Source organism: Bradyrhizobium nivariense (assembly GCF_029846695.2).
In the GTDB taxonomy this organism is placed as follows: Bacteria; Pseudomonadota; Alphaproteobacteria; order Rhizobiales; family Xanthobacteraceae; genus Bradyrhizobium.
On record NZ_JARWCR020000045.1, the window covers coordinates 18,110 to 39,656 of the forward strand.

Sequence of the window (21,547 nt, forward strand, 5' to 3'; positions counted from 1 at the left end):
GATCAGACGAAATCGTCGCGATGGGCAGGTTGCGTGAGGTCAAAGACGCGCCTGAAATTTGGGCGGCTACGGTGCATGGGGTTGTTTTTCAGGTTTATTGTTTGTGTTCTTGATTTGTTCTTTTGACGTGCTATGTTGGCTTCATGAGTCCAGCATCCTCTCATGCTCTCAAGCACCCGCCGGTCACGGCGCCCTCCGAGCCGGCGGGTGCGCTTTCAGATGTTCCCGCCGATTTCCCCGAGCTTGGCGTCGCCATCGACCGCGCGCGCAGGCGAGGGCGGGGTGCGCAATCCAACGCCAGCGGCCGCTTCGAGGCCGAGGCGCGCGTCGCCTTCGACGATGGCTGGCAGAGCCTTGAAGAGCTGCCGCCGTTCAAGACCACGATCGGGATCGACACCTCGCGCAAGGTGATCACTCGCAACGATTCTCCCGACATCGGCTTCGACCGCTCCATCAATCCCTATCGCGGCTGCGAGCACGGCTGCGTCTATTGCTTCGCACGGCCGACCCATGCCTTTCTCGGCCTGTCGCCGGGGCTCGACTTCGAGTCAAAGCTGTTCGTGAAGCCCGATGCGCCCACGCTGCTCGAGAAGGAGCTCGCGGCGCCCGGCTACGAGCCGCGGATGATCGCGATCGGCACCAACACCGATCCCTATCAGCCGATCGAGCGCGAGCGCAAAATCATGCGCGGCATTCTGGAGGTGCTGGAGCGTGCCGGCCATCCCGTCGGCATCGTCACCAAGTCGGCGCTGGTCGTGCGCGACATCGACATTCTCGCGCGGATGGCCAAGCGCAACCTCGCCAAGGTCGGGATCTCCGTTACCTCGCTCGATCCGAAACTGGCGCGCGCCATGGAGCCGCGGGCGTCGACGCCGCCGAAGCGGCTGGAAGCGCTGAAGCAGCTCTCCGACGCGGGCATTCCGACCACCGTGATGGTCGCGCCCGTCATTCCCGCACTCAACGATTCCGAGATCGAGCGTATTCTGGACGCCGCAGCTCATGCCGGCGTCAAGGAAGCCTCCTACGTGCTGCTGCGGCTGCCGCTGGAGGTGCGCGATCTCTTCCGCGAATGGCTGATGGCGAACTATCCGGACCGCTACCGCCACGTCTTCACGCTGATCCGCGACATGCGCGGCGGCCGCGACTACGACGCGAAATGGGGCGAGCGGATGAAGGGCACCGGCCCGATGGCCTGGACCATCGGCCGCCGCTTCGAGATCGCCTGCGACAGGCTTGGGCTGAACAAGCGGCGCTCCAAGCTGACGACGGATCATTTTGCCAGGCCGAAGCGGAACGGCGATCAGCTCAGCCTGTTCTGAGGGACGAAGTGGGAGAGGTGTCGTATGAGTAAGGAACTGCCAGCTCCAATCCCGCGGCTCACCGTCATCACGCTGGGCGTGAATGACATCCGCGCCAGCATTGCCTTTTACGACGCGCTCGGTTTCTCGCGCCGGCTGAAAGTGACCGGTGAGGCCGTTGCGTTCTATGACACCGGCGGTTCGGTGCTGGCGCTGTTTCCCTGGGATCAGCTCGCGGTCGACGCCAAATTGGCTGATAATCCGAGGCCATCGACGTTCCGCGGCATGACGCTCGCATGGAACTGTCGCGCGCGTGAGGAGGTGGACGCGGTGCTGGCTTTCGCCGTCAGCAAGGGAGCCGCGCTGCTGAAGGCCGCGCATGAGACCGACTATGGCGGCTATTCCGGCTATTTCGCCGACCCCGACGGCCATCCCTGGGAGGTCGTGGTCGCGCCCGGCATCGATGTCGGCGAGGACCGGCGGGTGCATCTGGCGGAATAGGGCGGCTGACTTGAATAACGGGAATTGTCCGAGGTTCCCGGTTGCGCAGGCGAGGCGCCTTGCGCACGATCCCGGCCATGATTCGGGATCAATCCGCAAAAAAGCCGGCCAAAGGCGCGCCTGAGAAGGCTGCGCCCAAAAAATTGGTCAAGGCGGCGCCGGCTGGCAAGAGCGCCATCATTGTCGCCCCGAGCTTCCGCCGCGAGCGCGCGCTGATCAAGCGCGGCGTCTGGCCGGTGGCCGGCTGCGATGAGGCCGGCCGCGGGCCGCTGGCCGGTCCTGTGGTGGCGGCTGCGGTGATTCTCGATCCCGACCGCATCCCGCGCGGCATCGACGATTCCAAGCGCCTGACGGCCGAGGAGCGCGAAAGGCTGTTCGACAAGATCTGCGCCACCGCCCAGGTCTCGGTGGCCGTCGCCTCGCGCTCCCGGATCGACCGCGACAATATCCTGCGCGCCTCGCTGTGGGCCTTGAAGCGCGCCGTGGTGGCGCTGCCTGAGGCGCCCCGGCACGTCTTCGTCGACGGCCGCGACCGCCTCGATACGGAATGCGACTGCGAGGCCGTGATCGGCGGCGACGGCATCGTCCTGTCGATCGCTGCGGCCTCCATCGTCGCCAAGGTGACGCGGGACCGCCTGATGTGCGCGCTGGCGCAGGACTGCCCCGGCTACGGTTTCGAGCAGCACAAGGGCTACGCCGTTCCCGAGCACCTCGACGCGCTCGACCGCCTCGGTCCCACCGTCCACCACCGCAGCTTCTTCGCCCCTGTCGCCGCCGCCCGCGCCAAGCACATGCCCTGGACGGTCGAGCCGGCGCAGGACCTGTTTGCGGTGACTGACGTCGAGGTGCAGGTGGAAGCAAGCGTGGAAGCAAGCGTGGAAGCCGACGCGGCGGCAAATCTCTAGACGAGACTCGGTTGCCACGACGCGTGCCGCCCTCTATCAAAACACTCGTGAGCGATTAGGGCCGGCTGAACGGGTTGGCTGCATCTTTCGGACGTTGCATGCGGTTTACCTCCCTGGTCATCGAGCTCATTCGTGCCCGGCCGCGGCTGATCGTGTGGATCGCCGTGTTGTTGCAGGCCGCGATGTGGCTGTTCGTGGCGCTGGTGTTCTACCGCAGTCCGCCCGGCAGCCTTGCGACCGTGCTGGCGTTCGGCCGCGAATACCAGGTCGGCACCGATCTCGGGCCGCCCTTGCCGGTCTGGCTCGCCGACATCGCCTATCGCGCCGCCGGCGGCCACGTGTTCGGTGTCTACGTCCTGGCCGAGCTCTGCGGAATCGCGACCTTTATCACGCTCTATCATCTGTCCCGCGCGGTGGTCGGCCCCCAGCAGGCGGTGCTGGCGGTGCTGCTCACCATGACGGTGCTGGCGTTCTCGTCGGCCGCACTCGACTTCGGCCCCCTGGTGCTGGCGCGGCCGCTCTGGGCGCTGCTGCTGCTGCATTCCTGGCAGATCATCGGCCAGCGCCGCAGCACCGCCTGGTTCGCCTGGTCGATCGAGGCCGGCCTCTTGCTGCTGACGACGCCGGCTGCGATCTTCCTCCTGCCGCTGCTCATCGTCTTCGCGCTCGCAACCGCGGGCGGCCGCCGCACGTTGCGCGCATTTGATCCGCTGTTTGCGCTGGTGGTCGTCGCCGTGCTGGCATTGCCCTATGCCGTCTGGATGATGCGCGCCGAGGCGCTCGTCCTGCCGGCCCTGCCTGAGGTCGCCGAGCTCAATGCCCGCGCGCTGCACGCGGTCTGGCTGCTCGGAGGGCTCCTGCTCGGCGCGGCGGCGATCCCGGCGCTGACGGTCCTCAACACCGCCCCATTCGTTCCCAAGAGCGAGGAGGCGCCGATCATCTACCGCCCGCCGGTCGAGCCGCTCGCGCGCAACTTCGTCTATTTCTTCGCGCTGGCGCCGGCGCTCGGTGCGGTGCTGATCTCCGGCCTGCTGGGCCTTGACACCGTCGTCGGCGGCGCCGGCGTCGTGCTGGTCATGTCGGGGCTTGCCGTGGTCGTGGTGGCCGGCGATCTCATCGCGATGCGCCGCGCGAAGATGCTGCGGATGGTGTGGGCCGCTGCCGTCGTGGCGCCCGCAATCGGCGTCGTGCTCGCCGTCCTGTTCCTGCCCTGGACCGGTGCCAACGAGATCGCGACCTCGATGCCGGCGCGGGCGATTTCGGACTTCTTCGACGAGAGCTTTGCCCGCCGCACCAATCATCGCCTGCGCGCGGTCGCCGGCGAGACCCAGCTTGCGAGCCTGATCACGCTGCATTCCGGCCGGCCGCATCTCTTCATCGATGCCGAGCCCGCGCGCACACCGTGGATGAATCAGGCAAAATTCAGCGAGACCGGCGGCGTCGTGGTCTGGCGCGCCTCCGATACCGCCGGCACGCCGCCTCCGGACATCCTCGCGCGCTTTCCCGGCATCGTGCCGGAAGTGCCGCGTGCCTTCGAATGGCTGGTGACCGGACGCCAGCAGCTGCTGCGGATCGGCTGGGCCATCGTGCGGCCGAAGGGGACGTAAGCGGCTCTCTGCCCCGGACGCTGCGCGGCACCATAAGCGCGTTTACGCGCGTCTTCGACACGCTATGGTGATGCGCTGCAGAGCCGGGGCCCATGTTGCGGCAGTCTGGGTCCCGGCTCTGCGAAGCAGCGCTATCGCGCTGCATCGCGTCCGGGACACGAGAGGACTATCCCGCCAGCACCTTCGCGACAGCGCGCAGATCCTGCCAGGCCAGCCGCTTGTAGGATGGCGAGCGCAACAGATAGGCCGGATGGAAGGTTGGCAGCGCGCGGATGGTGCGCGCGCCGGTCTCGTAGTCGAACCAGCGCCCGCGGGTGCGCATGATGCCTTCGCGGGTCGAGAGAAGGGTTTGCGTCGAGGGATTGCCGAGCGTCACCAGCATATCCGGATTCACCAGCTCGATCTGGCGCTGGATGAAGGGCAGGCAGATTTGCGTCTCCTGCGGCGTCGGCGTGCGGTTGCCGGGCGGCCGCCAGGGAATCACGTTGGCGATGTAGGCGGTGGTGCGGTTGAGGCCTATGGCTCCTATCATCAAATCGAGCAGCTTGCCGCTGCGCCCGACGAAGGGCAGCCCCTCGATGTCCTCGTCGCGGCCCGGCGCCTCGCCGACGAACATGATGCGCGCCTGCGGATTGCCGTCGGCGAAGACCAATCGTGTCGCCGTGTGCTTCAGCGCGCAGCCGTCAAAACTCTGCATCAACTCGCGCAGCGCCTCCAGCGTCGGCGCGGCGCGCGCAGCCTCGCGCGCCGAGGCGATCGCGATGTCGGGCGCGGGCGCCGCCTCGCCGCGCATCACCGCCGGCGCGGCGACTGGCCGCGGTGCCTCGACCGGAGGTGCCGCGCGCGGGGCCGGAGGCGGGGCGTCCGCCTCGGCCATGCGGTCGAACGGTTCCTCCGCGAGCGCGCAATCGACACCCGCCTCCAGATAGAAGGCGAGAAGGTCTCGGACGGTGGGTGCGGGTTCGGGGATCATTTGGAAAGTCGGACTTTAAATCAGTTTGGGGCGCCGTGCACCCCGGCGGAACGCGATTCCGAGGTTGTCCTACCCGGAAAAATCGGAAACAAGAGGGCGCAATCGACCAAGGACCGTCTCAAGGGCTGAGATCAGATGAGCACCGAAGAACTTCCCCCGCGCGAATCCATGGAATTCGACGTCGTCATCGTCGGCGCCGGCCCCTCGGGCCTGGCGGCGGCGATCCGGCTGAAGCAGCTCAACGCCGATCTCAACGTCGTCGTGGTGGAGAAGGGCTCCGAGGTCGGCGCGCATATTCTCTCCGGCGCCGTGATCGATCCGGCCGGGCTCGACAAACTCGTTCCCGACTGGCGCGAGGATTCCGACTGCCCGCTGAAGACACAGGTGAAGGACGACCGCTTCTACTGGATGACGGGCGGCGGCGCGATCAAGCTGCCGAACTTCATGATGCCGCCGCTGATGGACAATCATCACTGCTATATCGGCTCGCTCGGCAATGTCTGCCGTTGGCTCGCGCGCAAGGCAGAGGCCCTCGGCGTCGAGATCTATCCGGGCTTTGCCGCCGCCGAAGTGCTCTATGACGAGCAGGGCGCGGTGAAGGGCATTGCCACCGGCGACATGGGCATCGGCCGCGACGGCAAGCCGAAGGACTCCTTTACCCGTGGCATGGAATTGCTCGGCAAGTACACGCTGTTCGCCGAAGGCGCCCGCGGCAGCCTGACCAAGCAGCTCATCGCCAAGTTCGCGCTGGACTCCAACAGTGAGCCGGCGAAGTTCGGCATCGGGCTGAAGGAAGTCTGGCAGATCGATCCCGGCAAGCACCAGAAGGGCATGATCCAGCATTCGTTCGGCTGGCCGCTCGATCTGAAGACCGGCGGCGGCTCGTTCCTCTATCACTACGACGACAATCTCGTTGCCGTCGGCTTCGTCGTGCATCTCAACTACGACGATCCGTATCTGTCGCCGTTCGACGAGTTCCAGCGCTTCAAGACGCACCCCTCGATCCGCGGCACCTTCGAGGGCGCCAAGCGGCTCGCCTATGGCGCGCGCGCCATCACCGAGGGCGGCTATCAGTCGGTGCCAAAACTGAGCTTCCCCGGCGGCGCGCTGATCGGCTGCGCAGCCGGCTTCGTCAACGTTCCCCGCATCAAGGGCGTGCACAATGCGATGGGCACCGGCATGCTTGCTGCCGAGCATGTCGCGGCGGCGCTCGCCGCGGAGCGTGCCAACGACGAGATCGTCGACTACGAGAACGCCTGGCGCTCCTCCTCGGTCGGCAAGGATTTGTTTCTGGTCCGCAACGTCAAGCCGCTATGGTCGAAATTCGGCACCGTGCTCGGCGTCGCGCTCGGCGGCTTCGACATGTGGTGCAACACGCTGTTCGGCGCTTCGCTGTTCGGGACCCAGTCGCATGCGAAGCCCGATCGCGCCACGCTCGATCCGGCCAAGAGCCATGCGCCGAAGAACTACCCGAAGCCTGACGGCAAGATCACCTTCGACAAGCTGTCCTCGGTGTTCCTGTCCAACACCAATCATGAGGAGGACCAGCCGGTCCATCTCAAGGTCACGGACATGAACCTCCAGAAGACCTCCGAGCACGACGTGTTCGCCGGCCCCTCGAATCGCTATTGCCCGGCCGGCGTCTACGAGTGGATCGAGGAGGGTTCGAGCCCGCGCTTCCAGATCAACGCCCAGAATTGCGTCCACTGCAAAACCTGCGACGTGAAGGACCCCAACGGCAACATCACCTGGGTTCCCCCGGAGGGCGGCGGCGGCCCGAACTACGAGGCGATGTAAGCGGGGTCGCCAAGCCACGACCGATGTGACCAAGGCTCAATGTGACTAAGGTTACGTGACCGAAGCATTGTGACGCACGATCGCGTGAGGACCGGGCCGCGGTTGCGGTCCGCGGCCACGATAAGGCCATACTAGCAGCGTCTTGGGGCGCTCTTGACCGGTCACTTGGCCGATTTGGGGCGGGCGGAGGCGATCGCCCGGCCCGAATCCTTGCGGTGAAGCGCCAAAAGCGGCATTGTCGGCCTGACGGTTCCGGGTCCCGATGCCACCGGCCGCGTTCGCATGCGATACGGCCTTTTGCTGCAAACCCAGGCACTACCAACTCAAGGCGAGCCCTGATGCTTTCAAATCGTTTCAACCGCTGGACTGTTGCCGCCATCGCCCTCATGGGCACAGCGATCGCGACGGTCCCCGGCGCGGTCCTGGCGCAGACGCCGGATCATCCGTCCGACACGGCGGCGCAGTTTCCGACCCGAAACGATTTGAAGGCGCTGACCACCTCCGGCAGCTATCTCGCCGCCCGCCATGCCAGCGTCGAGCGCGACGCGGCCTCCGCCGCCGCGTTCTACCGCTCCGCTCTGCGTTCCGATCCAAAGAACAATGAGCTGCTCGACCGCGCCTTCATCTCCTCGGTCGCCGACGGTGACATCGACGAGGCCGTCAAGCTCGCCGAGCGCATCCTCACCATCGACAAGACCAACCGCGTTGCGCGCCTCGTCGTCGGCGTGCACGATCTCAAGTTCAAGAAGTACGCGACCGCGCAGACCAACATCAACCAGTCGATCCGCGGCCCGATCACCGATCTCGTCGCCACGCTGCTGTCGGGCTGGGCCGCCTATGGTGCCGGCGATGCCAAGGGCGGCGTCGCCACCATCGACAAGCTGGCCGGCCCGGAATGGTATCCGCTGTTCAAGGACCTCCACGCCGGCATGATCCTCGAACTCTCCGGCAAGGAGAAAGACGCGGGCACAAGGTTCGAGCGCGCCTACAAGCTCGACGATTCCATGCTGCGCGTCACCGAGGCCTATGCGCGCTGGCTGTCGCGCAACAAGGACTCGGCCGCCGCGACCACCGTCTACCAGGCGTTCGACAAGAAGCTCGCCCGCCATCCGTTGATCGTGGAAGGCCTGCGCGACACCAAGGCCGGCAAGAAGATGCCGCCGTTGGCCGATTCCGCGCAAGCCGGCGCCGCCGAAGCGCTCTACGGCATTGGCGCCACGCTGACCCGCCGCGGCGGCGAGGATCTGGCGCTGGTCTATCTCCAGCTCTCGCTCTACCTCCAGCCCACCCATCCCCTGGCGCTGCTCTCGCTCGCCGATCTCTATGAATCGGTGAAGCGGCCGCAGATGGCGATCAAGGTCTATGAGCGGGTGCCGTCGTCCTCGCCGCTCAAGCGCAACGCGCAGATCCAGCTCGCCATCGATCTGGATTCCGCAGACCGCACCGACGAGGCGATCAAGATCCTCAAGGGCGTCACCACTGAGGATTCCAAGGATCTCGAAGCCATTATGGCGCTCGGCAACATCGAGCGCGGCCGCAAGAAGTTCGGCGAATGCGGCGCGACCTATTCGCAAGGCGTCGACGTGCTGCCGGCCGGCAACGACAAGGCCAACAGCGTCTGGTACTATTATCGCGGCATCTGCGAGGAGCGCTCCAAGCAATGGGGCAAGGCCGAAGCCGACATGAAGAAGGCGCTCGAGCTGCAGCCCGACCAGCCGCACGTCCTCAACTATCTCGGCTATTCCTGGATCGACCAGGGCGTCAATCTCGACGAAGGCATGAAGATGATCAAGCGGGCCGTCGAGCAGCGCCCGGACGACGGCTACATCGTCGACTCCCTCGGCTGGGCCTATTACCGCATCGGCAATTACGAGGATGCGGTGAAGAACCTCGAGCGCGCGATCGACCTCAAGCCCGAGGATCCCACCATCAACGACCACCTTGGCGACGCCTATTGGCGCGTCGGCCGCACGCTGGAAGCCAAGTTCCAGTGGGCGCACGCCCGCGATCTCAAGCCCGAGCCGGATGAGCTTCCGAAGATCGAGGCCAAGATCGCAAACGGTATGACCGACGACAATTCGAACTCCTCGGCTGCGCAGGCGGAGAAGGAGAAGAAGAAGGACGACGGCAAGGGCGGCTGAGCTGAGGGCATGATCCGGAACTGTGTGTAGCGGTTTTCCGGTAAGATCGTGCGAAGGAAGAATTAAGTTCTGGGGGCGTGTCGCCAATGCCGGCGTTCATTGAAGAAGGGCGCGCGAAGGTCAATCTGAGCCTTCGCGTGGTTGGCCGTCGTGCCGACGGCTATCATGATCTCGAAAGCGTCGTCGCCTTTGCCGACTGCGCCGACCGGCTGACGCTGGAGCCCGGCGGCGAGCTGAAGCTCACCACTACGGGGCCACTGGCGGCGGCCTGCGGCGATATGGCCGACAATCTCGTATTCAAGGCAGCCAAGCTCCTGGCCGACGCCGTGCCGAACCTGAAGCTGGGCGCCTTCGCGCTCGACAAGGTGCTCCCCGTCGCGGCCGGCATCGGCGGCGGCTCGGCTGACGCCGCGGCGGCGCTGCGGCTGCTGGCGCGTCTCAACAATCTGTCGCTCGACGATCCGCGGCTCCAGAAGGTCGCGCTCGCGACCGGCGCCGACGTGCCGGTGTGTCTGTTCTCGCGCGCCTGCGACATGACCGGTGTTGGCGAGCAGCTGCTGCCCTTGATGCTGCCGAGCATGCCCTGCGTGATGGTGAATCCGCGCGTGCCGGTCGCGACCAAGGATGTGTTCAAGGCGCTGGGCCTGCGCAACGGCGAACTTTTGGTCGGCGCCACCTCCGTCCTCGACGCTCCGGCCTGGCCGGACGAGGGCGCCTCCATTGCCGATTGGGTCGACACGCTCGAGACCGTCGCCAACGATCTCGAAGCCCCCGCGATGCGCATCGAGCCGGTGATCGGCGACGTGCTGGAAGCCTTGCGTGGCTCCGCCGGCGTCAAGCTCGCGCGCATGTCCGGCTCGGGTGCGACGTGCTTTGCGATCTATGGCGCGGCCGCCGAGGCGCATGCCGCTGCCGAAAAGATCCGCAGGGATCACTCCGGCTGGTGGGTGCACGCGGGGACGTTGAGCTAAATATTTCCTCGGCGACGAATCGTAGTCCGGATCAGCGAAGCGATATCCGGGATTCTTCGTCGGGCTACGAGTCTGAGCTAACCGCCCTCATCGGCCAGCCCGAGAAACTTCCGGATCTCAGCCAACACTTCCTGCGGCTTGTCATGTTGCAGCCAGTGTCCGGCGCCAGCGATGGTCTCGACGCGCGCCTGCGGGAAATAGCGCTCCAGGCCCGTGGCCCTCGCGCCAGCCAGGAAGCTTTCGCCGGCATTCAAGAGCAGCGTCGGACAGGTGATGCGCGACCACAACGCGATGTGATCGTCCGGCCAGAGCCGGTGCGGCGCAGAGGCGCGCTGGTAGGGATCGAACTTCCAGCTATAGGTGCCGTCCTCGTTCTGCCGCGCGCCGTGGGTGGCGAGATGCAGCGCGAGGTCGCGGGACAGCCGCTTGTTGTGAAGGACCATCTGCGCCGCCGCGTCTTCGAGGGTCGAATAGCGGCGCGGTGCGCGGTCGTGCAGCTTGTCGAGCTGGCCGACCCATTTGCTGATGCGCTCATGCGCCGGCGGTTTTGATGTATCCGGCAACATTGTCACACCGTCGAGCACGACCAGCTTCGAGACCTGTTCGGGGAATGACCCTGTAAAGATCAGGCTGACCATGCCGCCCATGGAATGACCGATGAGAGTCACTTGAGGCGCTGCGATGGCACCGACGAGCTGGGCGAGATCGTAGACATACTCCGTCAGCGCGTAGCTTCCGCCCCTGGTCCAGTCGGAATCGCCGTGACCGCGCAGGTCGGGTGCGAGCACGTGAAAATGCGGCTGCAGCGACCGGGCGATGAGGTCCCAGCTCCGGCCATGATCGCGGCCGCCATGGACCAGGACGGCGACGGGGGCGCTGTCGTTGCCCCAGTCGGCATAGTGCAGCCGCAGGCCGTGCGATTCATAGAAGCGGCTTTGCGGGGCGGGCATCGTGGAGCTATCCATTCACGGGCCGCCGCGCCAGCGCGAGCGACAGGCCGAGGCCCGCGATGAAGACGCCGGAGCCCTGCGTGAGACGCCGCATCAGATGCGGCCGTCCGATCAGTTGCGTGCGTGTCGCGGAGGCCATCAGCACCACCACGATATCGGCGAGCGTGTTCAGCGTCACCGAGGTCGCACCCAACATGATGAATTGCAGCGTCGGGTTCGATCCCGCCGGGTCAAGGAACTGCGGAATGAAGGCGAGGAAGAATGCGGCGGTCTTCGGGTTCAGCGCCTCGACCAGCACGCCGTCGCGAAAGGCGCGCTTGTCGCCGACGGGCTCGCTGTCGAATGACAGCGCGCGGCTGGCGCTGCGAAAAGTCCTGATGCCGAGCCAGACCAGATAGAGCGCGCCGACAAATTTCACGGCGGCAAACAGCTCGGCGCTGGCAAGGATGATCGCGGAGATGCCGAGGCTGCCCGCGACCACATGAAACAGCCCGCCGAGCGCGGTGCCCGCGGTCGATGCAAAACCGCTGGCGCGCCCTTCCGACAAGGTCCGTGCCGCGACGTAGAAAATGCCGGGGCCGGGAACGGCGGCAATGAGGAAAGCTGCGGCCAGGAACAGCCAGAAATTCGTTTCGATCATCCTGTTTTCGTAGCGCAGCTTGCCGCGATTGCAAGCCCTCTTGCCTAGCCGATCCTGCGGAAGATCACGCTGGCATTCACGCCGCCGAAGCCGAACCCGTTGGAGATGGCGTTGAGCATCGGCATCGGCCGGGCCGCGCCGGAGACGATGTTGATGCCGTCCGCCCCCGGATCAGGGTTTTCGAGATTGAGGGTCGGCGGCGCGATCTGGTCGCGCAAGGCGAGCACGGTGAAGATCGCCTCGAGCCCTCCGGCGGCGCCGAGCAGATGGCCGGTGGCCGATTTGGTCGCGCTCACGGCAATGCCGCGGCTACGGCCGAACAGCGCGGCAATCGCGCCAAGCTCGCTCTCGTCGCCGGCCGGCGTCGACGTCGCGTGCGCGTTCAGGTGCTGCAAATCCGCGGGCGCAAGCTTCGCCTGCCGGAGCGCGATCTCCATGGCGCGCCGAGCGCCGTCGCCATCGGGCGGACCCGATGTCATGTGATAGGCGTCCGCGGTCGTGCCGTATCCGACGATCTCCGCGATCGGCGTCGCGCCGCGCGCCAATGCATGCTCCAGCTCCTCGATCACCAGGATGCCGGCGCCTTCGCCCATGACAAAACCGTCGCGGTCGCGATCGAACGGGCGCGAGGCGCGCGCCGGCTCGTCGTTGAAGGAGCTCGACAGTGCGCGGGCCGCAGCAAAGCCGCCGAGGCTGACGATGTCGATGCAGGCCTCCGCGCCGCCGCAGATCGCCACATCAATCTCGCCCGCGCGGATCATGCGCGCGGCATCGCCGATCGCCTGAACGCCGGCGGCGCAGGCCGTGACCGGTGTGCCCAGCGCACCCTTGTAGCCGTATTTGATCGAGACGTGGCCGGCCGCGAGATTGGCGAGGAAGGCGGGGATCGTGAACGGCGACAGCCGGCGCGGGCCGCGCTGTTCGGTGATGCGCACCGCCTCCGCCATCGCCGGAAAACCGCCGACGCCGGAGGCGATGATCGTCGCGGTTCGTTCCTGCGCCGCCGCGTCCTGCGGCGTCCATCCGGCCTGCGCAACCGCTTCCGCGGTGGCGAGCAGCGCGAACAGGATGAAGCGGTCCATCTTGCGCTGGTCTTTCGGCGCGGCGGCCTGCGCGGGATCGAAGCCGCCGTCCGCGTCATCGGCCTTGCCGGGCACGAGGCCGGCAATGCGCGCGGGCAGCGCCTGCGACCATTCCGGCAGCGGGCGCAGCCCGCTTTGGCCGGCGAGCAGCCGGCGCCAGGACAGTTCGACACCGCAGCCGAGCGGCGACACCGCGCCCATTCCCGTCACGACGATACGACGCATGTCAGTCTCCCACCGGCGCGATGGCCGGGTTCATGGCCTTGAGCAAAGTGAGCCGTTGGCGCATCCCGCGGCTGGCGCGGGGACCAGCGATGACGACCGCATTGGCGAGCGTGATCGGCCGCATGTCGGCAGCGTCGACCACGACAGGATCGAACGGATGAATATCGTCGCGATTCGCCAGCAGGATGGATTCGCCCTTCGGCGCGAGATGCTTGTTGCCCCAGGCGAGCAGCGCGACGATCACGGGAAAGAAATCCCGCGCCTTGTCCGTCAGCACATATTCGTAACGCGGCGGCCGCTGGTGATAGCGGCGGCGGACGAACATGCCGCTCTGGGTGAGATGGGCAAGACGCCGCGACAGGATGTTTGGCGCGATCCCGAGGCTTTGCGAAAATTCGTCGAACTTTGTTGCGCCCTGGAACGCATCCCGCAGGATCAAAAGGCTCCACCATTCGCCGACCGTCTCCACGGCGCGGCCGACCGGGCATTCCAGGATGGAGGGGGATTTGGGCTGCATGGTGGGAAGGTAGGGAGCTAACTTGCAAAATGCAAGTCAGTGGGCGGCAGCAGGTGCGGGGGAGAGTTGACCGCAAGAGGACCGACCTGGGTCCCTGAGTGCAGCGAGCTCTTGCGTATCACCGTCACCCTGAGGTGTGAGGCGAGCGACGCAACAGCGTCGCTCGCCGGGCCTCGAAGGGCGACGGCCCCGGCTGCATCTCGGCCGTTCATCCTTCGAGGCTGCCGGCGCGATGCTGTGCATCGCGCCATTCGCGCCTTAGGATGACGGAGCTGGCGGTGGTGCGAAAATCAGAAACGGCGTCAGGCTGTCGCCTAATGCGACCGTGCCAGACAGAACGCCACGACCTGCTCCAGCGCGCTCTTCATCGGCGAGGACGGGAACAGCGCCAGCGCATCCACCGCCATGGCGCCGTAGTGCTGGGCGCGGCTCCGCGTGTCTTCGAGCGCACGATGCTTGTTCATCAGCCCGATGGCGTGGTCGAGGTCGGTGTCGCCGATCTCGCCGCGCTCAAGCGCGCGGATCCAGAAGGCGCGCTCGGTGTCGTTGCCGCGGCGGAAGGCGAGCACGACGGGCAGCGTGATCTTGCCCTCGCGGAAATCGTCGCCGGTGTTCTTGCCGAGCTTGGCACTCTTGCCGCCATAGTCGAGCACGTCGTCGACGAGCTGGAACGCGATGCCGAGATTCATGCCGACCGAGCGGCAGGCGGTCTGTTCCGCCTTCGGGCGGTTGGCGATCACGGGGCCGACCTCGCAAGCGGCGGCGAACAGCTCGGCGGTCTTGCCGCGGATCACGGCGAGATATTCGTCTTCGGTGGTCGCGGTGTTCTTGGCGGCGGCAAGCTGCATCACCTCGCCCTCGGCGATGGTCGCAGCGGCCGCGGAGAGAATGTCGAGCGCACGGAGCGAGCCGACCTCGACCATCATGCGGAAGGCCTGGCCGAGCAGGAAGTCGCCGACCAGCACGCTCGCCTCATTGCCCCAGAGCATGCGCGCCGACAATTTGCCGCGGCGCATCTCGCTCTCGTCGACGACGTCGTCATGGAGCAGGGTGGCGGTATGCATGAACTCGACGCTTGCCGCGAGCTTGATATGGCCGTCGCCGGTGTAGCCCGCGAGGTTGGCCATGGCCAGCGTCAGCATCGGCCGCAGTCGTTTGCCCCCGGAGGAGATCAAATGGTTGGCGACCTCCGGGATCATGGTCACGTCCGAACCGGTCCGCGACAGGATCGTGGCGTTGACGCGCTCCATGTCACCGGCGACAAGGGCAACCAGCTCTTCGATCGACGCGCCGGGAGTTTCGAAAGGTACGATGACGGCCACGCCGGTCTCCAATATTTGCCCCGGAAGGGCTATTCTGATGGAAAGACAATAGAAACTGGACGGGGATGCGGCAAGGGCCGTGGAACCATTGACATTGCCGCTCAACCCCCGTCAGGCAGGAGGCCTGTATTTTGCGAGAACTGGTTCGGACCAACGATATGGTGCTGGTGTCGGCGATCGGCGCGCTGCTCGACGGCGCCAACATCCATCATCTGGTGCTGGACCAGAACATGAGCATCATCGAGGGCTCGCTCGGCATTTTGCCGCGGCGGATCCTGGTGCATGAGGACGACGCCCTCGAGGCCCGACAGCTTCTGACCGAGGCCGGCCTCAGCCACGAACTGCGCGGCGATGAGTGAAGCGCTGGCAGACCTCACCGAGGACGCCTTTCTCGGCGGGCAATTGCGGCTGAAGCAGAAGCGGTCCGGCCATCGCGCCGGGCACGACGCCATTTTGCTCGCGGCGGCGACGGAGGCGAGGGCGGGCGACCGCGTGGTCGACCTTGGCGCCGGCATCGGCACGGCTGGGCTGGCGCTCGCCCGGCGCGTGGCGGGGATCAGGCTCGGCCTGGTCGAGATCGATCCGGAGCTGGCGGTGCTCGCGCGCGCCAATGCGGCGGCGAATGCGATTGCCGCCGAGACGATCGTGCTCGACGTCACGGCGGATGCGCAGGCCTTCGCGGCGAGCGGGCTCGCGCCCGACAGCGTCGACGTGGTGCTGATGAATCCGCCTTTCAACGATCCCGCTCGCCATCGCGGCTCGCCCGATCAGGCGCGCCAGATCGCGCATGTAGCGACCGAGGAGACGTTGAATGCGTGGGTGCATGCGGCGCGGCGCATCCTCCGATCGGATGGCGCGCTGACCCTGATCTGGCGCGCAGATGGGATCGCCGAAGTTTTGGCAGCGCTGTCACGCGGCTTCGGAAGTCTCGCGATCCTGCCGCTTCATGGCGAGGCGGCACGGCCGGCGATCCGCGTGTTGGTGCGCGCAGTCAAGGGCGGCCGGGCTCCGACGCGCGTGCTGCCGGGGCTCATGCTCAACGACGGGCCAGGCGCGCCGAACAACGAGGTGAGGGATATCCTGGAGGGAAGGGCGGTGTTGCCGCTGGCTGAGTCGTGACGGCTTACTGGGGAAGCGATTCCGACTGCTGCTCTTGCGGAGACGTCAGGCGGATCGCCATGAACAGCGCACCGATCAGCAGCAACAGCAGATAGATTTTCATGGTGTTCTCCGCTGGCCCATTGCAGCCTCTCAACGGAGTTTCTGCAAAACACGTTCCGGGCCCTTCCAATGACAGTCGCGTGATAAGAAATGGTTAATCAGAGGTAACGGCATGGCCGAACAATTGAACGATCGTGAGAGTTCCGGCCTGGCCGACAAGCTCATGCAATATCTGCCGGCGCGCTTCCGTCCCGGCACGCCCGTGGTGCCGGTGGTGCGGCTGTCCGGTGTGATCGGCGCGGTGACGCCGTTGCGCCCGGGCATGACGCTCGCGACCCTCGCGCGGGTGCTTGAGCGGGCGTTTTCGATGCGCAACGCCAAGGCGGTGGCGCTGGTGATCAATTCGCCCGGCGGCTCGCCGGTGCAGTCGCGCCAGATCTATCTGCGCATCAAGCAGCTCGCGGCGGAGAAGAAGCTGCCGGTGCTGGTATTCGTCGAGGACGTCGCGGCGTCCGGCGGCTACATGATCGCCTGCGCCGGCGACGAGATCATCTGCGATCCATCCTCGATCCTCGGCTCGATCGGCGTGGTCGGCGGCAGTTTTGGTTTCCAGGAGGCGATCAAGCGGCTCGGTATCGAGCGGCGCCTCTACACCGCCGGCGTGCACAAGGCGATGCTCGACCCGTTCCTTCCTGAAAACCCCGACGACGTCGCCAAGCTGAAAGCGCTCCAGCGCGAGATCCACCAGATCTTCATCGCGCTGGTGAAGGAGAGCCGCGGCGCGCGGTTGAAGGGCAACGACGACACCCTGTTCACGGGCGAATACTGGGCCGGCGAGAGCTCGATCGCGCTGGGGCTCGCCGACAGTATCGGCGATCTCCGCTCAACTCTTCGTGCCCGCTATGGCGAGCAGGTTCTCACCCCCGTGATTGCCCAGCCGACCGGTCTGCTCTCCAGCCTTTTGGGCCGGAAATCGCCCGGCGCGGGGCAGCTTTCGGCCCTGGAATCATTGGCCGGTCTGCCGGACGATTTGATCTCGGCGGTCGAGACGCGCGCGATTTGGGCGAAATTCGGGTTCTAGGCGGCGCCCTCCCGCGCCATTTGGTCCCAAGGAGACTTGAAGCTGAGCCAATTGCGGCGCGGCCCGGTCTGCGCAAGAATGCGCGTGGGGGCTGAGCATTGAACAAGGATCGACCGATGCCGCCGTTCGTCGCATTCGCGGGCGTTCTGGGCGGGCTTGCCGTGGTCCGCTGGGCCTACAAGACCGCTGTCAGGATCAACCAGGAGCTCGAGGAGATGCGCCTCTCGCGCGTCGCCGAGGCCGCCCATAGCGGGGCCATCCAGACGCTGAAACAGGACCCCGTCACCGGAGCCTATCGGCCGGGTTAGCTCTCTCCGCAGTCACGGTGCGCCCCCTCTCCCGCTTGCTTGCGGGGGAGGGTTGGGGAGGGGGTGTCTCCACAAGCGAGACCGCCCCTGAGGATGGAGCCCTCACCCGGCGCTCTCGGGACGATGCTTCGCATCGCCCGGCGAGCGCCGACCTCTCCCGCAAGCAAGCGGGAGAGGCTAAGAACCCAGCCGTGCCTTGATTCCCACCCCTGCCGTCGATACGGTCCCGCGCGATTCAAACCCCCGCGAGAGCCTGATCTGACGATGGACGCCTCCTTGCCCGCCCATATGCGCCCGGAACGCTCGTTCCAGGGCTTTATCCTCGCGCTCCAGCGGTTCTGGGCCGAGCAGGGCTGCGTGATTCTGCAGCCCTACGACATGGAGATGGGTGCGGGTACCTTCCATCCGGCGACCACGCTGCGCGCACTCGGGCCAAAGCCCTGGAACGCGGCCTATGTGCAGCCCTCGCGCCGGCCCAAGGACGGCCGCTACGGCGAGAACCCGAACCGGATGCAGCACTACTACCAGTTCCAGGTGATCATGAAGCCGTCGCCGCCGAACCTTCAGGAGCTGTACCTGAAGTCGCTCGCCGCGATCGGCATCGATTCCGCCGTGCACGACATCCGCTTCGTCGAGGACGACTGGGAGAGCCCGACGCTGGGCGCCTGGGGCCTCGGCTGGGAGTGCTGGTGCGACGGCATGGAAGTCAGCCAGTTCACCTATTTCCAGCAGGTCGCGGGTGTCGAATGCGCGCCGGTCGCGGGCGAGCTCACCTACGGGCTCGAGCGCCTCGCGATGTATGTGCAGGGCGTCGATCGGGTCTACGACCTCAACTTCAACGGCCGCGACGGTGACGCCAGGGTCACCTATGGCGATGTGTTCCTGCAGGCCGAGCGGGAATATTCGAAGCACAATTTCGAAGTCGCGGACACCGCGATGCTGTTCGAGCAGTTCAAGATGGCGGAATCTGCCTGCAGGAAATATCTCGACGCAGGTTGGCAAAAAAATTCGGAGTCCGGCAAGCGCGAGGCGCATCTGATGGCGCTTCCGGCCTATGACCAGTGCATCAAGGCGAGCCACGTCTTCAACCTGCTCGACGCGCGCGGCGTGATCTCGGTGACGGAGCGGCAGAGCTATATTCTTCGCGTGCGCGACCTGGCAAAGGCTTGCGGCGAGGCCTGGATACACACCGAAGCCGGTGGAGCGGCCTGATGCCTGATTTGTTGCTCGAACTGTTCTCGGAAGAAATCCCCGCGCGGATGCAGGCCAAGGCGGCGGACGATCTGCGGCGCATGGTCACCGACAAGCTGGTTGCCGAAGGCCTCGTTTACGAGGGCGCCAAGGCGTTCGCGACGCCGCGGCGTCTTGCGCTCACCGTGCACGGCATCCCCGCGCGCCAGCCCGATCTGAAGACCGAACGCCGCGGACCGAAAATCGGCGCGGCCGATGCGGCCGTGCAGGGGTTCCTGAAAGCGACGGGTCTGACATCGCTCGACGAGGCCAAGATCCAGCGCGACCCGAAGGGCGACTTCTACATCGCGCTGATCGAAAAGTCCGGCCGCGATGCGATCGACGTGCTCGCGGAAATCCTCCCCGTGATCATCCGCACCTTCCCCTGGCCGAAATCGATGCGCTGGGGCGCGCGCTCCGGAAAACCGGGATCGCTGAGCTGGGTGCGCCCGCTGCACGCGATCACCGCGACGTTCGGGCCCGAGACCGAAGAGCCAGACGTCGTCAAATTCTCGGTGGACGGCATCGAGACGGGCCAGACCACCTACGGCCATCGCTTCATGGCGCCTGACGCGATTCCTGTACGCCGCTTCGAAGACTACGAAGCGAAGCTGAAGGCTGCCAAGGTCATTCTCGATCCGCAGGCGCGCAAGGACATCATATTTGCCGACGCCAAGGAGCTGACGTTCGCGCAGGGGTTCGAACTGGTCGAGGATCAGGTGCTGCTGGACGAAGTTTCCGGCCTGGTCGAATGGCCGGTCGTCATGATGGGATCGTTCGAAGAAGAGTATCTCGCGATCCCGGAAGAGGTGATCCGCGCCACCATCCGCAACAACCAGAAGTGCTTCGTCGTCAGGGATTCCAAGACGGGCAAGCTGACCAACAAGTTCGTCCTCACCGCCAATATCGAGGCGGCCGACGGCGGCAAGACCATCGTCGCCGGCAACGAGCGCGTGATCCGCCCGCGCCTGTCGGATGCGAAGTTCTTCTATGAGACGGATCTGAAGACCAAGCTGGAAGATCGCCTGCCGAAGTTCGAGCAGATTGTGTTCCACGAGAAGCTCGGCACCCAGGCCGCGCGCATCAAGCGGATCGAGCGGCTGGCCGCCGAGATCGCGCCGCTGGTCGGCGCCGATGTCGCCAAGGCGACGCGCGCTGCACATCTGGCGAAGGCGGACTTGCTGACCGAAGTCGTCGGCGAGTTTCCGGAAGTGCAGGGCCTGATGGGCAAGTACTACGCGCTCGCGCAGGGCGAGGACGCCTCGGTCGCCGCCGCCTGCGAGGAGCACTACAAGCCGCAAGGCCCCGCTGATCGCGTGCCGACCGATCCGGTGAGCGTCGCAGTGGCGCTCGCGGACAAGCTCGACACGCTCGTTGGCTTCTGGGCGATTGATGAGAAGCCGACGGGGTCGAAGGATCCGTATGCGTTGCGTCGCGCGGCGTTGGGCGTGATCCGGTTGATTGTCGAGAATGCGCTTCGGCTGTCGCTGATGAAGGTGGCTGCGTCCGCGCTAGCTGGCTCGTCGGTGAAGCCTGCGGATGCGCAGAAGCTCCCGAGCGATCTGCTCGCCTTCTTCGCCGACCGCCTGAAGGTCCAGCTACGCGAGCAGGGCGCGCGGCACGATCTCGTCGACGCCGTGTTCGCGCTCGGCGGCCAGGACGACTTGCTCATGATTGTCCGCCGCGTCGAGGCGCTGGGCAAATTCCTCGAGTCTGACGACGGCAAGAACCTGCTCGCCGGCATCAAGCGCGCGAGCAACATCCTTGGCATCGAGGAGAAGAAGGACAAGCGGACATTCGAGGGCGCCCCGGATGCTGCGCTCTACAGCCTTGGCGAGGAGAAGGCGCTGGCCAAGGCGATCGGCGAGGTGGCGGCGGAAGCCAGTGCCGCCGTCGCGAAGGAAGACTTTGCCGCCGCGATGAGCGCGATGGCGAAGCTGCGCCCGCCGGTCGATGCGTTCTTCGACAAGGTCCGCGTCAATGACGACGATGCGAAGGTGCGCGAGAACCGCCTGAAGCTGCTCAACGAAATCCGCAGCGCCACGCGCGCGGTGGCGGATTTTTCGAAGATCCAGGATTGATCTCGTGCCCCGGACGCAGCGCAGCGCTTCTTAGCGGTGCGCTGCTGAGCCGGGGCCCATGCCGCCGCAAAAAGATTCTGGGTCCCGGCTCTGCGCCGCAACGCTACGCGCTGCGTCGCGTCCGGGACACGAGAGCACCCGCACACGAAGCACAAAGGAAACCCCGCCCGGCGGGGGGAAGACCGGACGGGGCCTGATGTCCGATAACACTGCTCGCGCCAGCCTGATATGACGCGCCGGACATCTAGAGCGTTGTTAGTCCATCACCTCGACGATGCGCCGCGAGCGCGGCTCGACCAGCACGGTCTCGCCGTTCACGACGGTGTAGCGATAGGTGGTGGCGCCAAAACGTTGCGGCACGTCATAATAGGTGACGCCGCTTTCGGGTAAAGTGGCACCGACCACCACGCGATCCGGGATACGGAACGTCGGCACACGTTGTTCGACGACATAGTCACGGAAAGCCGGCCGCTGTTCGACCGCAATCGTCGGGCCGCTGTCGACTACGACGGGCGCGCGTCCCACCGTGACGCTGCTTTGCGCCTGCGCCGCAAGGGGCGAGCCGATCGCGGCCGCGAGCGCTGCAAGAGCAAGAATCCTGTTCCGCATGGGCAACTCCTTCGAGAAGGTTTTCGGGAAGCGCGAGTGGCGCGACCGGTTGCCAATGCATGCGTCCTCGCGATGTTCCGGAAAAGACCTGCCGCATTCGCGGCATTTTCGGGCAGTTTTCGCGGAGCCGGGAACTCGCGCATCCCCC

At 65.9% G+C, this 21,547-nt stretch carries 20 protein-coding genes; 13 read left to right on the forward strand and 7 right to left on the reverse strand.

Annotated elements, in window-relative coordinates; all coding sequences use genetic code 11:
- The first annotated feature begins 143 nt into the window (after nucleotides 1-143).
- The 4 genes from QCM77_RS29515 to QCM77_RS29530 all read left to right on the forward strand — a co-directional run bounded on the left by QCM77_RS29515 (nucleotide 144) and on the right by QCM77_RS29530 (nucleotide 4,311).
- On the forward strand, nucleotides 144-1,319 hold the full coding sequence (locus QCM77_RS29515) for a PA0069 family radical SAM protein (protein ID WP_279666690.1): 1,176 nt from the start codon (nucleotides 144-146) through the stop codon (nucleotides 1,317-1,319).
- 24 nt (nucleotides 1,320-1,343) lie between these two features.
- Complete coding sequence (locus tag QCM77_RS29520) at nucleotides 1,344-1,799, forward strand: VOC family protein (RefSeq protein WP_279666689.1); 456 nt, start codon at nucleotides 1,344-1,346, stop codon at nucleotides 1,797-1,799.
- Nucleotides 1,800-1,876: 77 nt separating this feature from the next.
- Entirely contained in the window at nucleotides 1,877-2,704 is an 828-nt protein-coding gene (gene rnhB, locus QCM77_RS29525; RefSeq protein ID WP_279685949.1) for a ribonuclease HII, read from the forward strand.
- A 98-nt stretch (nucleotides 2,705-2,802) separates the two neighbouring features.
- Nucleotides 2,803-4,311 (forward strand): glycosyltransferase family 39 protein, encoded by a 1,509-nt coding sequence (locus QCM77_RS29530; RefSeq protein ID WP_279666685.1) that lies wholly within the window; start codon nucleotides 2,803-2,805, stop codon nucleotides 4,309-4,311.
- Between the two features lie 166 nt (nucleotides 4,312-4,477).
- On the opposite strand, the gene QCM77_RS29535 is transcribed toward QCM77_RS29530, so the two are convergent.
- Nucleotides 4,478-5,284 carry a uracil-DNA glycosylase gene (locus tag QCM77_RS29535; RefSeq protein WP_279666683.1) on the reverse strand — a complete coding sequence of 269 codons (807 nt, stop codon included), beginning with the start codon at nucleotides 5,282-5,284 and terminating at the stop codon, nucleotides 4,478-4,480.
- Nucleotides 5,285-5,419: 135 nt separating this feature from the next.
- On the opposite strand from QCM77_RS29535, the gene QCM77_RS29540 reads away from it, so the two are divergent.
- The 3 genes from QCM77_RS29540 to QCM77_RS29550 all read left to right on the forward strand — a co-directional run bounded on the left by QCM77_RS29540 (nucleotide 5,420) and on the right by QCM77_RS29550 (nucleotide 10,193).
- Nucleotides 5,420-7,081, forward strand: a complete 1,662-nt coding sequence (locus tag QCM77_RS29540) for an electron transfer flavoprotein-ubiquinone oxidoreductase (RefSeq protein ID WP_279666681.1) — start codon at nucleotides 5,420-5,422, stop codon at nucleotides 7,079-7,081.
- 338 nt (nucleotides 7,082-7,419) lie between these two features.
- Complete coding sequence (locus tag QCM77_RS29545) at nucleotides 7,420-9,222, forward strand: tetratricopeptide repeat protein (protein ID WP_279666679.1); 1,803 nt, start codon at nucleotides 7,420-7,422, stop codon at nucleotides 9,220-9,222.
- An 86-nt stretch (nucleotides 9,223-9,308) separates the two neighbouring features.
- The gene (locus QCM77_RS29550) at nucleotides 9,309-10,193 is read left to right on the forward strand and encodes a 4-(cytidine 5'-diphospho)-2-C-methyl-D-erythritol kinase (RefSeq protein WP_279666677.1); all 885 of its coding nucleotides are present in this window, start codon (nucleotides 9,309-9,311) and stop codon (nucleotides 10,191-10,193) included.
- 77 nt (nucleotides 10,194-10,270) lie between these two features.
- On the opposite strand, the gene QCM77_RS29555 is transcribed toward QCM77_RS29550, so the two are convergent.
- From QCM77_RS29555 to QCM77_RS29575, 5 genes are all read right to left on the reverse strand, one after another.
- Complete coding sequence (locus QCM77_RS29555) at nucleotides 10,271-11,143, reverse strand: alpha/beta fold hydrolase (protein WP_279666675.1); 873 nt, start codon at nucleotides 11,141-11,143, stop codon at nucleotides 10,271-10,273.
- 7 nt (nucleotides 11,144-11,150) lie between these two features.
- On the reverse strand, nucleotides 11,151-11,783 hold the full coding sequence (locus QCM77_RS29560) for a LysE family translocator (protein ID WP_279666674.1): 633 nt from the start codon (nucleotides 11,781-11,783) through the stop codon (nucleotides 11,151-11,153).
- 44 nt (nucleotides 11,784-11,827) lie between these two features.
- Nucleotides 11,828-13,090, reverse strand: coding sequence for a beta-ketoacyl-ACP synthase II (gene fabF / locus QCM77_RS29565; protein WP_279666672.1), 1,263 nt, complete (start codon nucleotides 13,088-13,090; stop codon nucleotides 11,828-11,830).
- 1 nt (nucleotide 13,091) lies between these two features.
- Nucleotides 13,092-13,607, reverse strand: coding sequence for a winged helix-turn-helix transcriptional regulator (locus QCM77_RS29570; RefSeq protein WP_279666670.1), 516 nt, complete (start codon nucleotides 13,605-13,607; stop codon nucleotides 13,092-13,094).
- A gap of 314 nt (nucleotides 13,608-13,921) precedes the next feature.
- Nucleotides 13,922-14,929 carry a polyprenyl synthetase family protein gene (locus QCM77_RS29575; RefSeq protein ID WP_007594965.1) on the reverse strand — a complete coding sequence of 336 codons (1,008 nt, stop codon included), beginning with the start codon at nucleotides 14,927-14,929 and terminating at the stop codon, nucleotides 13,922-13,924.
- 131 nt (nucleotides 14,930-15,060) lie between these two features.
- On the opposite strand from QCM77_RS29575, the gene QCM77_RS29580 reads away from it, so the two are divergent.
- The 6 genes from QCM77_RS29580 (at nucleotide 15,061) to glyS (ending at nucleotide 20,790) form a co-directional block, all read left to right on the forward strand.
- The gene (locus tag QCM77_RS29580; protein ID WP_007594964.1) at nucleotides 15,061-15,288 is read left to right on the forward strand and encodes a putative signal transducing protein; all 228 of its coding nucleotides are present in this window, start codon (nucleotides 15,061-15,063) and stop codon (nucleotides 15,286-15,288) included.
- Nucleotides 15,281-16,048, forward strand: a complete 768-nt coding sequence (locus tag QCM77_RS29585; protein WP_279666664.1) for a tRNA1(Val) (adenine(37)-N6)-methyltransferase — start codon at nucleotides 15,281-15,283, stop codon at nucleotides 16,046-16,048. Before QCM77_RS29580 ends, QCM77_RS29585 begins: the two co-directional genes overlap by 8 nt.
- A 214-nt stretch (nucleotides 16,049-16,262) precedes the next feature.
- On the forward strand, nucleotides 16,263-17,171 hold the full coding sequence (locus QCM77_RS29590) for a S49 family peptidase (protein WP_279666662.1): 909 nt from the start codon (nucleotides 16,263-16,265) through the stop codon (nucleotides 17,169-17,171).
- A gap of 116 nt (nucleotides 17,172-17,287) precedes the next feature.
- Nucleotides 17,288-17,479: a hypothetical protein gene (locus QCM77_RS29595; protein ID WP_279666742.1), complete on the forward strand. Its 192-nt coding sequence runs from the start codon at nucleotides 17,288-17,290 to the stop codon at nucleotides 17,477-17,479.
- A gap of 264 nt (nucleotides 17,480-17,743) precedes the next feature.
- The gene (locus QCM77_RS29600; protein ID WP_279666661.1) at nucleotides 17,744-18,691 is read left to right on the forward strand and encodes a glycine--tRNA ligase subunit alpha; all 948 of its coding nucleotides are present in this window, start codon (nucleotides 17,744-17,746) and stop codon (nucleotides 18,689-18,691) included.
- A complete protein-coding gene (glyS, locus tag QCM77_RS29605; protein ID WP_279666659.1) occupies nucleotides 18,691-20,790 on the forward strand; it encodes a glycine--tRNA ligase subunit beta in 2,100 nt (699 codons plus the stop codon). The genes QCM77_RS29600 and glyS overlap by 1 nt, the downstream gene beginning before the upstream one ends.
- A 255-nt stretch (nucleotides 20,791-21,045) precedes the next feature.
- Here the strand turns inward: glyS and QCM77_RS29610 are convergent, their stop codons facing one another.
- Nucleotides 21,046-21,399, reverse strand: a complete 354-nt coding sequence (locus QCM77_RS29610; protein WP_279666658.1) for a DUF1236 domain-containing protein — start codon at nucleotides 21,397-21,399, stop codon at nucleotides 21,046-21,048.
- Between the last annotated feature and the right edge of the window lie 148 nt (nucleotides 21,400-21,547).

Bases quoted from the DNA above. Each gene is read 5' to 3' on its own strand.
- QCM77_RS29550 (WP_279666677.1), top strand. From the start codon at position 9,309: ATGCCGGCGTTCATTGAAGAAGGGCGCGCGAAGGTCAATCTGAGCCTT.
- QCM77_RS29590 (WP_279666662.1), top strand. From the start codon at position 16,263: ATGGCCGAACAATTGAACGATCGTGAGAGTTCCGGCCTGGCCGACAAG.
- QCM77_RS29595 (WP_279666742.1), top strand. From the start codon at position 17,288: ATGCCGCCGTTCGTCGCATTCGCGGGCGTTCTGGGCGGGCTTGCCGTG.
- QCM77_RS29600 (WP_279666661.1), top strand. From the start codon at position 17,744: ATGGACGCCTCCTTGCCCGCCCATATGCGCCCGGAACGCTCGTTCCAG.
- glyS (WP_279666659.1), top strand. From the start codon at position 18,691: ATGCCTGATTTGTTGCTCGAACTGTTCTCGGAAGAAATCCCCGCGCGG.
- QCM77_RS29570 (WP_279666670.1), bottom strand. From the start codon at position 13,607: ATGCAGCCCAAATCCCCCTCCATCCTGGAATGCCCGGTCGGCCGCGCC.
- QCM77_RS29520 (WP_279666689.1), top strand. From the start codon at position 1,344: ATGAGTAAGGAACTGCCAGCTCCAATCCCGCGGCTCACCGTCATCACG.
- QCM77_RS29585 (WP_279666664.1), top strand. From the start codon at position 15,281: ATGAGTGAAGCGCTGGCAGACCTCACCGAGGACGCCTTTCTCGGCGGG.
- QCM77_RS29535 (WP_279666683.1), bottom strand. From the start codon at position 5,284: ATGATCCCCGAACCCGCACCCACCGTCCGAGACCTTCTCGCCTTCTAT.
- QCM77_RS29540 (WP_279666681.1), top strand. From the start codon at position 5,420: ATGAGCACCGAAGAACTTCCCCCGCGCGAATCCATGGAATTCGACGTC.
- fabF (WP_279666672.1), bottom strand. From the start codon at position 13,090: ATGCGTCGTATCGTCGTGACGGGAATGGGCGCGGTGTCGCCGCTCGGC.
- QCM77_RS29530 (WP_279666685.1), top strand. From the start codon at position 2,803: ATGCGGTTTACCTCCCTGGTCATCGAGCTCATTCGTGCCCGGCCGCGG.
- rnhB (WP_279685949.1), top strand. From the start codon at position 1,877: ATGATTCGGGATCAATCCGCAAAAAAGCCGGCCAAAGGCGCGCCTGAG.
- QCM77_RS29610 (WP_279666658.1), bottom strand. From the start codon at position 21,399: ATGCGGAACAGGATTCTTGCTCTTGCAGCGCTCGCGGCCGCGATCGGC.
- QCM77_RS29560 (WP_279666674.1), bottom strand. From the start codon at position 11,783: ATGATCGAAACGAATTTCTGGCTGTTCCTGGCCGCAGCTTTCCTCATT.
- QCM77_RS29545 (WP_279666679.1), top strand. From the start codon at position 7,420: ATGCTTTCAAATCGTTTCAACCGCTGGACTGTTGCCGCCATCGCCCTC.
- QCM77_RS29515 (WP_279666690.1), top strand. From the start codon at position 144: ATGAGTCCAGCATCCTCTCATGCTCTCAAGCACCCGCCGGTCACGGCG.
- QCM77_RS29555 (WP_279666675.1), bottom strand. From the start codon at position 11,143: ATGCCCGCCCCGCAAAGCCGCTTCTATGAATCGCACGGCCTGCGGCTG.